The sequence below is a fragment of the Streptomyces sp. BBFR102 genome (assembly GCF_051397025.1).
In the GTDB taxonomy this organism is placed as follows: Bacteria; Actinomycetota; Actinomycetes; order Streptomycetales; family Streptomycetaceae; genus Streptomyces.
This window is the reverse complement of the sequence record NZ_CP195757.1, coordinates 1332478-1345056: the sequence shown is the minus strand read 5'-3', so window position 1 is coordinate 1345056 and position 12579 is coordinate 1332478. Positions and strand designations below refer to the sequence as shown.

The following is a 12579-nucleotide window of genomic DNA, read 5'->3' as shown; positions in this document are numbered from 1 at the left end:
GGCCTTCGGCCCCGGGCGCCTCACTCCTGCGGTACCAGCGTCAGATAGGCGATGCCCAGCAGGTTCCGGTAGCCCGACAGCCAGGAGCCGCGCTGCCGGTCGACCCGGTCCCGGGTCTCGGCGGCCAGCGGGTGGCCGGGGCGGGCGGCGAGCCACACCTCCACGTCCTCGCGGTACCCCGACTCGAACTCCTCCCACTCGGCGGGCGTCGCCGTCTCGATCCGGGCCGGACGGAACCCGGCCGCGACCACCTCGTCCACCAGCTCCGGCAGGCTCGGGTGGTCGCTCACGGCGGCGTCCGGCCACATCCGCGCCAGCTCGACGGGGGCGGGCGGCCGCTCCCAGAAGCCCTCGCCCAGCAGGACCCGCCCGCCGGGCCGCACCAGCCGCCGCAACTCCCCGAGCGCCTCGGGGACCAGCCGGGGCGGCCGAGCGCCGGTCAGCGCCTGCGAGGCGCCGAGGCACAGCACCAGGTCGGCCGGTCCGCGCGTGGTTCCCGTGGCCTCCTCGGCGAGGAACTCCACCCGGTCGGCGAGGCCCCGCCCGGCCGCCAGCGCCCGGCCGCGCGCCAGGTCCTGTTCGTCCAGATCGATCCCGGTGCCCCGCGCGCCCGGCACCGCCGCGAGCACCCGGAGCATCAACTCGCCCCAGCCGCAGCCGATGTCCAGCACCGTGGCGGGCCGGTGCCCGGCGAGGCGGGCGGTCAGGCCGGCGGCGCGCTCCTCGCCGAGCGGGCCGTGGAAGGCGAGGGCGCGGGGGCGGGGCGGGCCGGAGGGGTCGGTGGAGGTCATGGGCGCACGGTAGCCAGGGCGGGCGGGCGCCGCGCCTCATTTTCCGCCGGGCGGCGGGGCGGTGCCGGTGCGGGCGGTGGTCCGGGCCAAGTGGGCGGCGAGGACCGCGCGGGCGTCGGGGGAGAGGGTGCGCAGGGCGACCATCGCCGTCACGATCACGTCGCACAACTCGGCCCGTACGTCGTCCCAGTCGTGGCTGACGCCCTTGCGCGGGTTCTGCCCGATCGCGCCGATGACGGCCTGTGCCACCTCGCCGGTCTCCTCGGCGAGCTTCAGCATCCGCAGCAGCAGCGCCTCGCCCGGCGGCTGCCGGTTGTGCTCCTCCAGCCAGGCGTACAACACCTCGACGGAGTCCCACGGTTCGGCCTGGGCGGGGCAGGGGCGGGGCGGGTCCGGCTCGTGGGAGTCCATGGCCGGAGCCTGCCACGCCCCGCCCGTTCAGGCGGCCGGTTCCGGCAGGGGGACGCCCGCGCCGGTGACCCGGACGCGGGGGTCGCCCGGGGTCAGGGTGACGGTCAGGACGCCGGGGCGGCCCATGTCCTCGCCCTGGCAAAGGGTGAGTTCGGCGTCGTCGGGGACGAGGCCCGCCTCGCGGGCGTAGGCGCCGAAGGCGAGGGCGGCGGCGCCGGTCGCCGGGTCCTCGACCACGCCGCCTACCGGGAACGGGTCGCGGACGTGGAAGAGCAACGGGTCGGTGGTGTCGCGCCACACCAGTTGGACGGTGGTCAGGCCGGTGCGGAGCATCAGCGCGCGCAGTCGCTCGAAGTCGTAGTCGAGCCGGGCCAGGCGGTCGCGGGTGGCCGCCGCCAGTACCAGGTGGCGGGCGCCGGCGTAGGCGACGCGCGGGGCGAGGGACGGGTCGAGTTCGGCGTGCTCCCAGCCGAGGGCGGCCAGCGCCTCGGCGAGGTCCGCCTCGGCGTACTCCTCGGTGTGCGGGGGCACGCCGGTGAGGGTGGCGCGCAGGGCGCCGTCCCGCTCGTCCACGGCGACCGGGACCGGGCCCGCCTGGGTGTGGAAGAGGTACGCGCCGGTGCCGTGCCGCTCGCCGAGGGCCACGGCGGTCGCCACCGTGGCGTGGCCGCAGAAGGGGACCTCGGCCTGCGGGCTGAAGTACCGGACCCGGTAGGCGCGGACGCCTTCGGCGGCCTCGGCGTCGGTCGGTGGCGGGGTGAGGAAGGCCGTCTCGCTGTAGCCGATGCGGGCGGCGACGGCCAGCATCGTGGCGTCGTCCAGGCCGCTGGCGTCCAGGACCACGCCGGCCGGGTTGCCCCCGGCCGGGTCGTGGGTGAAGGCGGCGTACCGCAGGACGGCCGGCTCCACTGCGGGCGGGGCGGGGGTTTCGGCGTGACTCATGGCCGTGGCAACGGGGACTCGCGGGGAGCTATTCCCGGGCCGGGACCGGGCTGTCGTACGGATCTTGGCGAGGGCGAGCCCCTGGTGGGCGGCGGCCGGGCCCGCCGGGAGCGACAGCCGCCGCCTCGGGCGCGACGTGCTCCTGCCCTCGCAGACCCCTGCCTTGCCCGCCGCCACGCCGTCGCACGCCTCGCGGCCGGGCGCAGGGGCGGGGGCCGTGCGGTCAGTGGTGGAAGCCCGGTTTCCGGGCCGCGCGCAGATCGCCGTCGTTCAGCCGGCGCACCGCGTCCTTCAGGTCCTCGGCGAGGAGCATGATCTTGTCGTAGCCGATGCCGTGCCGGACCAGGACCCGCTGGACCACGGTCTCCTGCCGGTCGGCGGGCAGCGGGTAGGCCGGCACCTGCCAGCCGCGCAGCCGCAGCAGTTCGGTCACGTCGTACAGGGTGAACCCGGCGCCCTCGGGGTCGGTCAGCGTCCAGGAGACGGCGGGCAGCGCGCCCTGCCCGTCGTAGAGCAGGGTGAACGGCCCCAGCTCGGCCACCTTCGAGGCGAGGGCGCGGGCGGTGTGCCCGCAGGATTCCAGGACGGCCCGGTAGCCCTCGCGACCCAGCCGCAGCAGGTTGTAGTACTGGGCGACGACCTCGCCGCCGGGCCGGGAGAAGTTCAGCGCGAAGGTCGGCATCTTCCCGCCGAGGTAGTCCACGTCGAAGACGAGTTCCTCCGGGAGCAGGTCCCGGTGGCGCCACACCACCCAGCCCACGCCCAGCGGGGCCATACCGTACTTGTGGCCGGAGGCGTTGACGGAGGCGACCCGCTCCAGCCGGAAGTCCCACACCACGTCCGGGTGGATGAACGGCGCGACGAACCCGCCGCTCGCCGCGTCCACGTGCAGCGGCACGTCCAGCCCCGTGTCGCGCTGCACCGCGTCGAGTTCGGCGGCCAGCTGCGCCACCGGCTCGTAGTCGCAGGTGTAGGTGACGCCGAGGATCGCGACCACGCCGATGGTGTTCTCGTCCACGTGCGCCCGCAACTGGTGCGGACGCAACCCCGTCGCCCCCTCCTCCAGCGGGACCTGGCGCAGTTCCACGTCGAAGTAGCGGGCGAACTTCTCCCAGCAGACCTGCACCGGGCCGCAGACCAGGTTCGGCCGGTCCGCGGGCTTGCCCGCGGCCTCGCGCGCCTTGCGCCACCGCCACTTCAGCGCCAGCCCGCCGAGCATCGCGGCCTCGCTCGACCCGGTGGTCGAACAGCCCGTCGCCGCCCCGCCGGACGGGCTGTGCCACAGATCGGCCAGCATGTGCACGCAGCGCGCCTCGATGGCGGCGGTCTGCGGGTACTCGTCCTTGTCGATCATGTTCTTGTCGAGGCAGTCGTCCATCAGCGCGTGCACCTCGGGCTCCGCCCAGGTGGTGCAGAACGTCGCCAGGTTCTGCGAGGAGTTGCCGTCCATCGCCAGTTCGTCGCGGATCAGGTCCAGCACCACCGCCGGGTCGGCCCGCCGCTCGGGGACCCGCCGCTTCGGCAGCTCCCGCCGGCTCAGCGGCGTGCTGTACACGTCCTCGGTGTCCGCCCGGCCACCGCTCGGCCCCGGTGTCTCCCCGGGCTTTGGCCGGTCCACTCGGTGCAACGCCACGGTGCTCCTCCTACGGGGAAGGGGCGGCCGGGCGCGCGCCCCACGCGGCTCGAACGTAGGCCGCGCGCCACCGGTCCGCACCAGCAGCGGGCAACCGGGGGACGGACCCCGGCCGCCCGCCCGGGCACCGGTCCTACTCGCCCGGGTACCGCACGCCGATCTCCGCCCGGGCCGCGTCCACCGTCCGCAGCACCCCCAGCGTCGCGTCCAGCGGCACCAGCGGCGACTCGCGCTCACCGGCCCGCAGACAGCGCATCACCTCCGCGGCCTGCGGTGCCCAGGTGTCGTCCAGGCCGCCCGCGCTGCGGAACACCTCCGGCTCGCGGCCCGGGCGGTGCAGCACGAAGTGGTCCGGGCGGAAGAAACTGCCCGGTACCTCGATCCACCCGCCGGTCCCCGCCACCGACGCCGCCCTCGGGGTGTCCGCCCTCAGCGAGCAGTGCAGCAGCCCCTGCGCGCCGCCCGCCCACTCCAGCAGCAGCGAGGTGTGGGTGTCGACGCCCTCGGCGGAGAGCGTGGCCCGCGCCGTCACCCGCTCCGGCTCGCCGAGCAGCGACTGAGCGAACGCCACCGGGTAGACACCGAGGTCGAGCAGGGCGCCGCCGCCGCGCGCCGGGTCGAGCAGCCGGTGGCCGGGCGGGAACGGGCCCGGCAGCCCGAAGTCCGCGGCGACCGTGCGCACCTCGCCGACCGCGCCGTCGGCGACCAGCGCCGCCAGCCGCCGGACCAGCGGGTTGCACCACATCCACATGCCCTCCATCAGGAAGACGTCCCGCTCGCGGGCGAGCGCCACCAGCTCCCCGGCCTGCCGGGCGCCGAGCGCCAACGGCTTCTCGCAGAGCACCGCCCGGCCCGCCTCCAGGCACATCCCGGCCGCCCGCCGGTGCTCGCTGTGCGGCGTCGCCACGTAGACCACGTCCACCCCGTCGTCGGCCGCGAACCGGTCCCAGCTCCCGTGCGCCCGGGGTATCCCGAAGCGGTCCGCGAACCTCCGGGCCGACGCGTCCGACCGCGAACCGACCGCGACCACCTCGGCGTCCGGCAGTCGCCGCAGGTCCTCCGTGAACGCCGCGGCCATCGCCCCCGTCGCCAGCACTCCCCACCGCACCGGCACCGGGCCGCCGCCCTCCACCGTCTCGGTCTCCGTCTCCGCCATGCCCCGCCCCTCGTCAGGACGCCGCCCGTGCGGCGCCGCCTCGTCGCCCTCCGGCGGACGGTTGTGGACATCACCCGCCCGGTGCCGGAGCGCCCCCGGCCAGGCCCGGCCGAAAGGGTCCCGACCATCCTCGCCGAGCTGAGAGCATAGGGGGGGTCTGGCGACAGCCCGGCCCGCGGACCCAGTACAGGAGAGGCAGCATGCCGGACGGCGGCCCGACCACCCAAGGGGAGCAGCACGCCCCGACCGCCCCCGCGCGGACGACCCCCGGGGCCGTCCCGCCGCAGCGCGGACCCGCCGCCCCGGCCCGGTCCACCCCCGCGCTGCGCCGCACCGGCTTCCTGGTCACCCTGGTCCTCGGCGGACTCACCGCCACGCCGCCGCTCTCCATGGACATGTACCTCCCGGCGCTGCCCGCGGTCACCGCCGACTACGGCGCCTCGGCCGCCACCGTCCAGCTCACTCTCACCGCCTGCCTCGCCGGCATGGCCCTCGGGCAGCTCGTGGTCGGCCCGATGAGCGACAAGTGGGGCCGCCGCCGCCCGCTCCTGGCGGGGCTGGCCCTCTACGTCCTCGCCACCGCCCTGTGCGTCTTCGCCCCCAACGCCGCCCTCCTGGTCACCTTCCGGCTGGTCCAGGGGCTCGCCGGGGCGGCCGGCATCGTCATCGCCCGCGCCGTCGTCCGCGACCTCCACGACGGCCTGGCCATGGCCCGTTTCTTCTCCACCCTGATGCTGATCTCCGGCGCCGCCCCCATCGTCGCCCCGCTCATCGGCGGCCAGTTGCTGCGGTTCACCGACTGGCGGGGCGTCTTCGGCGTCCTCACCGTGATCGGCCTCGGCCTGCTCCTGCTCGTCCACCGCGTACTGCCCGAGACCCTCGCCCCCGAGGACCGGCACTCCGGCGGCTTCCGGACCACCCTCACCACCATGCGCGGCCTGCTCGCCGACCGGCCCTTCACCGGACACCTGCTCACCGCCGGCTTCGCCTCGGCCGCCCTCTTCGCCTACATCAGCGCCTCACCCTTCGTCGTCCAGGAGATCTACGGCGCCTCCCCGCAGACCTTCAGCCTCCTCTTCGGCCTCAACTCGGTCGGACTGGTCGGCGCCGGGCAGCTCAACGGCAAGGTCCTCGTCGGCCGCGTCAGCCTCGACAAGGTCCTCGCCACCGGCCTCGCCCTGATGGCCACCGCCGCCCTCGCCCTGCTCCTGATGACCCTCGGCGTCTTCGGCGAGGTCGGCCTCGTCCCCGTCGCCGCCGGACTCTTCGTCCTGGTCTCGGCCCTCGGCCTGGTCACCCCCAACACCACCACCCTCGCCCTGACGCGCACCCGGAACGCGGCCGGCTCCGCCTCCGCCCTCCTCGGCACCTCCTCCTTCCTGGTCGGCGCCGCCGCCTCCCCACTGGTCGGCGTCGCGGGCGAGCACACCGCCGTCCCCATGGCGGTCCTCCAGCTCAGCTGCGCCCTGCTCGCCGCCGCCTGCTGGGCCCTGCTCGCCCGGGCCCGCCGCATCCCGGCCGGTGCGCCGCACACGGGAGGAGCGGACAGCTGAGCGCCCCCCGCCTGCGCCCCGGCACCCCCGAGCGAGCCGGGCTCGACCCCCGCGAGCTGCGCACACTCGTCCGAGGCGTCCGCCGCCTCCCGCAGGGCCGCCGCCCCTGGTGCGCCGGGGCCGTCGTGGTCGCCGGACGCGGCCCGTACGTCGCCGTCGAGGAGGCCGTCGGCTGGGCCGTGCGGTACGAGGGGTGGGACACCGAGGCAGACGCGCCCCGCGAACTCCCCGAGGAGCGGCGCGTCCCCGCCACCCTCGACACCCCCTTCGACCTCGCCTCCCTCACCAAGCTCTTCACCACCGTCGCCGCCGTCCAGCAGATGGAGCGCGGGACCCTCGGCATCGACGCCCGCGTCGCCGCGTACGTCCCGGAGCTGACCGCCGCCGGCGCCGCCGGGCTCACCGTGCGCCACCTGCTCACCCACACCTCGGGCCTGCGCCCCGAACTGCCGCTGTACGAGCTGCCGGACCGGGCCGCGCGGCTCGACGCGCTCCGCCACGAGAAGCCGCTCGCCGCGCCCGGCGGCCCGCCCCGCTACTCCGACCTCAACCTCCTCCTCGTCCAGCTCGTGCTGGAACGCCTCACCGGCCGCGGGCTCGACCGCCTCGTCCACGACGGCATCACCCGCCCGCTCGGCATGGCCGCCACCTCCTTCGGCCCGCGCCCGGAGGCCGCCGCCACCGAGGACCAGCGGCGGCCCTGGGCCAAGGCCGACCGGGGCATGGTGCGCGGCACCGTCCACGACGAGAACGCCTGGGCACTCGGCGGCGTCGCCGGGCACGCCGGGCTCTTCGCCACCGCGGGCGACCTCGCCGTCTTCGCCCGCACCCTGCTGGCCGGCGGCGCCCACGGACAGGCCCGCATCCTCGGCCCCGACTACGTCGACCTGATGTTCCGCCTCGGCCTCGGCTTCGGCATCGACCAGCCCTGGTTCATGGGCGGCCTCGCCGGGCGCGGCGCCGCCGGGCACACCGGCTTCACCGGCACCTCCCTGGTCCTCGACCGGGCCACCGACACCTTCCTCGTCCTGCTCGCCAACACCGTCCACCCCCGCCGACGCCCGGCCGACTCCGCCCCGCGGGCGGCTGCCGCGACCCTGCTCGCCCGCGCCGCGCGCACCCCGGGGCCGGGGGCCTGACCAGGCCGCGTTTCCAGTGGGGGCCCCATGGCCTCGTACACTTCCCCGGTGCACGCCCCACTCTCCCCCCAGGCCCCCACCGAAGCGCTCCGCGCCGCGCTCGCGGAACTCGTCGACGGGCTTGCGCCCCGGCAGGCCGCCCAGGCCACCGCGCGGCTCATCGCCAACTACCGGGGCGCCACCCCCACCGACGCCCCCGTCCTGCGCGACCGTTCCGACGTGGTCGCCTACGCCGCGTACCGGATGCCCGCCACCTTCGAGGCCGACCGGGCCGTGCTCGGGGCGCTCGCCGACGCCGTGCCCGACTGGACCCCCTCGGGCCACACCGACATCGGCGGCGGCACCGGCGCCGCCGTCTGGGCCGCCGCCGACATCTGGCCCGACCCGGCCGACGCGGCCCCCCGGCCCGTCACCGTGCTCGACTGGGCCGAGCCCGCCCTCGCCCTCGGCCGCGAACTGGCCGCCCGCGCCCCTTCGGCCGCGCTGCGCGACGCCCGGTGGCGCCGGGCCCGGATCGACGCCGCCCTCGACGTCCCGCAGTCCGGCCTGGTCACCGTCTCCTACGTACTCGGCGAGCTGACCCCCGCCGACCGCGCCGCCGTCGTGGACGCCGCCGCGGGCGCCGCCGAGGCGGTCGCCGTCGTCGAGCCCGGCACCCCGGACGGCCACCGGCGGATCATCGAGGCCCGGGACCGCCTGATCGCCGCCGGGTTCCACGTCGCCGCGCCCTGCCCGCACAGCGCCGCCTGCCCCATCGAGGAGGGTGCCGACTGGTGCCACTTCGCCGCCCGGGTCAGCCGCTCCTCCCTGCACCGCCAGGTCAAGGGCGCCTCCCTGGCCTGGGAGGACGAGAAGTTCAGTTACGTGGCCGCCACCCGCTTCCGGCCCGGCCCGGCCGCCGCCCGGGTCGTCCGCAGGCCGCAGACCCGCAAGGGCCTGGTCCTCCTCGACCTCTGCCGGGACACCGAGGAGCTGAGCCGCCAGACCGTCACCAAGCGGCAGGGGCCGCTCTACCGCGCCGCCCGCGACACGGCCTGGGGCGACCCCTGGCCGCCCCGCGAGGACCCCGCCCCCTGACGAGGGCGGGGCCCGCCGCCGCTCAGCCCCGCAGTTCCTGGGTGCAGCACTTCACGCTGCCGCCGCCCTTGAGCAGCTCGCCCAGGTCCATGCCGACCGGCTCGAACCCGCGCTCCCGCAGCGGCCCGAACAGCCCCTGCGCGGCCTGCGGCAGGAAGACCCGCGCCCCGTCGGAGACCGCGTTGAGCCCGAGGACGGCCGCGTCCTGCTCTCGAGCGATGAGCGCGTCGGGGAACAGCCGCCGCAGCACCGCTCGGCTGCCCGGGGAGAAGGCGTCCGGGTAGTACATGATCTCGTCGGTCCGGTCGTCCAGGACGGCCAGCGCGGTGTCCAGGTGGTAGTAGCGCGGGTCGACCAGGTCCAGCCCGATCACCGGCCGCCCCAGCACCTCCTGGGCCTGGGCGTGCGCCAGCGGGCTGGTGCGGAAGCCGCGGCCGGCCAGCAGCCAGTTCCGGGTGACGGCGAAGTCGCCCTCGCCCTCGTTGACGTGGAGGGGTTCCACCGGCTCGCCGAACCCGCGGGCGCGGAACCAGGCCGCGTGCGCCGCCGCCTCGGCCTCCCGCTCCGGATGGGCGAAGCGGGCGCCGAGGACCCGGCCGTCCACCACGGTCGCGCCGTTGGCGGCGAAGACCATGTCGGGCAGGGCCGGGTGCGGCTCCAGCTCCTCCACGGTGTGGCCGAAGGCGCGGTAGCGGTCGCGCAGGTCCTCCCACTGGGCCACGGCCAGCGGGACGTCGACCGGCTTGGCCGGGTTCATCCAGGGGTTGATCGCGTAGGCGACGGTGAAGTACTGAGGCCGGCACATCAGGTAGCGGCGGGCCGCGGCATGACGAGGCAAGGGGACTCCTGTCCTCACGGGCGAAGGGCCCGCCCGGTCGGCGGCCCTGTCGCCATGGTCTGCCCGTGAACTCCCCGCGCGTACCCGACGCGCGGCAATCACCCGCTCTCGCTGTGGTGCGCGGGGTGGTGAGACGGCACGTATCGCCTCGTCGTCGCTGCTACATTGGCGGACATGTCTGAGAAGGCCGCCCCCGCCACGACCCCCGACGCCAGCCGCCGCAGCGACCGCTCCCGCCGCGCGATCTACGAGTCGGCTCTCGCCCTCGTCTCCGAGACCGGGTACGCCAAGCTCACCATCGAGGCCATCGCCGCCCGCGCCGGCGTCGGCAAGCAGACCATCTACCGCTGGTGGCCCTCCAAGGGCGATGTGGTCCTCGAAGCCTTCCTCGACCTGGCCCACCGCTCCGCGGTCCACCCCGAGGCCGGCCCCGACGCCCCCGCCTTCCCGGACACTGGCGACCTCGCCGCCGACCTGAAACTGGTCCTGAGGGCCACCGTCGACGAGCTGAACGACCCCGCGTACGCCGACCCCGCCCGCGCGCTCTGCGCCGAGGGCATCCTCAACCCGCAGCTCGGCGCCCGCTTCCTGGAGCAGGCCCTCGCCCCCGGCCTCCAGCTCTACGGGGCCCGGCTCGCCACCGCCCGGGAGCGCGGGGAGATCGGCGCGGACGCCGAGGTGGCGATTGCCACCGACCTCCTGGTGGCGCCGCTCACCTACCGCTGGCTGATGGGCACCGGCCCGCTCGACCACGGCTACGCCGACGCCCTCGTCGACCACGTCCTCGGCGGCCTGCGGGGAGCCTGACCCGCCGGCCCCGCCGGGTGCGCTGCCCGCGCGCCTCCCCGAGCCCTGACTGCGCCGTCGTGCGCCCCCCACGCCTCCGTGCCCGGTACCCTCCGGCGTCTCCCCGGCCGCCCCGCGCCCGGGGAAGTGGCACCATGGAGCGCACGATGTCGAGGTGAGGGGATTGATGGGCGCGGAGTTCAGCCGTCGCACCGGCGGACAGGGCAGGTTTTCCCAGTGGCTGCACCGGCGGCCGAAGCAGGACCCGGGCGACGAGGCCGCCCGGCGTGAGGAGCTGTTGCTGGCCGCCGCCGAGGCAGGACTGCCCCTGGCGCCCGCCGCCCACCCCGAGGGGTACCTCTGCTCCTGCGCGCGCATCGGCTGCCCCACCCCCGCCCGGCATCCGGTCTCCTTCGCCTGGCAGACCCAGTCGACCACCGACCGGGGCCAGATCGAGCGCTGGGCCCGGCACCAGCCCGAGGCCAACTTCATCACCGCCACCGGCATGGTCCACGACGTCCTCGACGTCCCCCTCCAGGCGGGCCGCGAGGCCCTGGAAGCGCTGCTGGCCGACGGGGTGGAGGTCGGCCCGGTCGCCGAGACGGGCGACGGCCGGATGCTCTTCTTCACCATGACCCGGGGCACCCCCGAGGACGAGGACGAGTGGTGGCCCTGCGAGCTGGACGCCCACCCCGACACCGACGACGACTCACCCGGCCTGCGCTGGCACTGCCGGGGCAGCTACGTCCTGGTCCCCCCGGCCCGCCTCCCGGGCGAGGGCCCCGGCGTCACCTGGGTACGCGGTCCCGAACACCCCCTCCCCGACCCCCTGACCCTCCTCGAACGCCTCACCGACGCCAGCGCCCGCCACACCGGCGAACACGACCCCACCACAGCTTGGCCGTTGGGCCGCTGACCCGCCTGCCGGCCATCCTCAGCCCGGCCGTTCCCGGCTCGGACCGGTGTGTGAGGCCGTCGGCGACCGGCAGACGGCTGCCCGCACGCCACGCCTCAGCCCGGCCATTCCCCGCCCGGCCGGCGCTTGAGGCCGGCAGTGACCCGCGCCGGAGTCCCGGCGCGCCACCCCGTCCCGGGGTCGAGCCCAGCCCTGCCCGCCGCGGGCGCTACTGCCCGACCGCCCCGGTCAGCCCCTCGATCCGGTTGAGGAAGGCGACCCGCCCCTCGGAGTCGGCGTCATCGCGCCCAGGCACGGTGACGACCTGGTTGGAGACCCGCTCCAGGGTCACCGCCCGCTTGATCTGCCCCTTGAGCAGAGCCGCGACCTCGGGCCGCACCGTCAGCGGCACCCCCCGGGCGGCCGTCTGCTTCTCGAAGTGCCGCGTGGTGAAGAGCACCATGGCCCCGCCGTCCTGCGTCCGCAGCGCCAGCGGCGCGAAGTCCCCCTTGTCCAGCGGCTGGTCGACCCACTGGGTGGTGCGCCCCGGCCGGTCGGCGGTGGCCTCGCGCTGCGCCCGCCAGTCGGAGGTGTGCTGCCCGTCGGCGAACAGCTCCCCGCCCTCGCCGAGGAAGCCGGCGTACTCCTTGCTCAGCCGTCCCGGAGCGACGGCGAGGCCGTCGGCGTCCGGCGCCACCGGCACCGCGTGCCCCTGCGGGTCCTCCGAGAACTCCGGTATCTCGTCCGGGGTGAGGATCGAGAGGTAGGCCGCCTTCCACCGCGCGTCGGGCCCGCTCTTGACGAAGGCGACGAACCAGCGGGTGTCCTGCCTCGGGTCGTCGTCCACGTCCCGGTTGCTGTCGGTGTCCGCGAGGAACCAGCGCGGCCACCCGGCCTTCGCCGGGACGAGGAAGCGGGCGTCGGTCAGCTCCAGCGGGTTGTGGCGCGGATTGCCGCCCGGCGTGTTCTTGCCCTTGGCCCGCAGGGCGGCCTGGTTGATCTCGCCGAGCGCGCCGGTCACGTGACCAGCGCTCAGCTTCGGGTCGTACGCCTTGTCCCCGGCGTTGTACGCGTCGGTGAACTCCGCCAGTACCCGGGCCGCCTCGCGCTTCGTGGCGGCGGGGACGACCTCCAGTTCGCCGTGGACGGTGACGCATCCGCTCGCCGCCAGCGCCAGTGCCGAAACCGCCGCCGACAGAGCCAACCCCCGCCGCCTGCTCATCCCTTGCGACCGCCTTCCCTCTCCACGTCCGGGCCCGAACCCTATCGGCCCGGCAGCCGCCCGGCGTACACAGGCCGGGCGCCCCCCGGACGGGAGGCGCGCGCCCCGTGCCCCGGGGCGCGTGCCGCGGAACCTG

At 76.0% G+C, this 12579-nt stretch carries 12 protein-coding genes; 5 read left to right on the top strand and 7 right to left on the bottom strand.

The genetic code is table 11. The annotated features are described in order from the left end of the window. Window positions 1-20 precede the first annotated feature (20 nt). The 5 genes from ACSLIC_RS06105 to ACSLIC_RS06085 all read right to left on the bottom strand — a co-directional run bounded on the left by ACSLIC_RS06105 (window position 21) and on the right by ACSLIC_RS06085 (window position 4933). Window positions 21-791, bottom strand: coding sequence for an SAM-dependent methyltransferase (locus tag ACSLIC_RS06105; protein ID WP_436736660.1), 771 nt, complete (start codon window positions 789-791; stop codon window positions 21-23). Window positions 792-827: 36 nt separating this feature from the next. After that, window positions 828-1202 (bottom strand): MazG-like family protein, encoded by a 375-nt coding sequence (locus ACSLIC_RS06100; RefSeq protein WP_436736659.1) that lies wholly within the window; start codon window positions 1200-1202, stop codon window positions 828-830. Window positions 1203-1229: 27 nt separating this feature from the next. Beyond that, a complete protein-coding gene (locus tag ACSLIC_RS06095) occupies window positions 1230-2144 on the bottom strand; it encodes a PhzF family phenazine biosynthesis protein (RefSeq protein ID WP_436736658.1) in 915 nt (304 codons plus the stop codon). 223 nt (window positions 2145-2367) lie between these two features. Then, window positions 2368-3777, bottom strand: coding sequence for a glutamate decarboxylase (locus tag ACSLIC_RS06090; protein ID WP_436736657.1), 1410 nt, complete (start codon window positions 3775-3777; stop codon window positions 2368-2370). A gap of 133 nt (window positions 3778-3910) precedes the next feature. Beyond that, entirely contained in the window at window positions 3911-4933 is a 1023-nt protein-coding gene (locus ACSLIC_RS06085; RefSeq protein ID WP_436736656.1) for a Gfo/Idh/MocA family protein, read from the bottom strand. 200 nt (window positions 4934-5133) lie between these two features. Between ACSLIC_RS06085 and ACSLIC_RS06080 the strand changes: the two genes are divergently transcribed. The 3 genes from ACSLIC_RS06080 to ACSLIC_RS06070 all read left to right on the top strand — a co-directional run bounded on the left by ACSLIC_RS06080 (window position 5134) and on the right by ACSLIC_RS06070 (window position 8702). Continuing rightward, window positions 5134-6486, top strand: coding sequence for a multidrug effflux MFS transporter (locus tag ACSLIC_RS06080; protein ID WP_436736655.1), 1353 nt, complete (start codon window positions 5134-5136; stop codon window positions 6484-6486). Between the two features lie 125 nt (window positions 6487-6611). Further along, window positions 6612-7625 carry a serine hydrolase domain-containing protein gene (locus ACSLIC_RS06075; RefSeq protein ID WP_436736654.1) on the top strand — a complete coding sequence of 338 codons (1014 nt, stop codon included), beginning with the start codon at window positions 6612-6614 and terminating at the stop codon, window positions 7623-7625. 48 nt (window positions 7626-7673) lie between these two features. Then, a complete protein-coding gene (locus ACSLIC_RS06070) occupies window positions 7674-8702 on the top strand; it encodes a small ribosomal subunit Rsm22 family protein (RefSeq protein ID WP_436736653.1) in 1029 nt (342 codons plus the stop codon). A gap of 22 nt (window positions 8703-8724) precedes the next feature. On the opposite strand, the gene ddaH is transcribed toward ACSLIC_RS06070, so the two are convergent. After that, window positions 8725-9540, bottom strand: coding sequence for a dimethylargininase (gene ddaH / locus ACSLIC_RS06065; protein WP_436736652.1), 816 nt, complete (start codon window positions 9538-9540; stop codon window positions 8725-8727). Between the two features lie 174 nt (window positions 9541-9714). Between ddaH and ACSLIC_RS06060 the strand changes: the two genes are divergently transcribed. Further along, entirely contained in the window at window positions 9715-10347 is a 633-nt protein-coding gene (locus ACSLIC_RS06060) for a TetR/AcrR family transcriptional regulator (RefSeq protein ID WP_436736651.1), read from the top strand. Window positions 10348-10513: 166 nt separating this feature from the next. Then, window positions 10514-11242 carry a bifunctional DNA primase/polymerase gene (locus ACSLIC_RS06055; RefSeq protein ID WP_436740285.1) on the top strand — a complete coding sequence of 243 codons (729 nt, stop codon included), beginning with the start codon at window positions 10514-10516 and terminating at the stop codon, window positions 11240-11242. Between the two features lie 208 nt (window positions 11243-11450). On the opposite strand, the gene ACSLIC_RS06050 is transcribed toward ACSLIC_RS06055, so the two are convergent. Then, window positions 11451-12425: a hypothetical protein gene (locus tag ACSLIC_RS06050; RefSeq protein WP_436740284.1), complete on the bottom strand. Its 975-nt coding sequence runs from the start codon at window positions 12423-12425 to the stop codon at window positions 11451-11453. Window positions 12426-12579 lie beyond the last annotated feature (154 nt).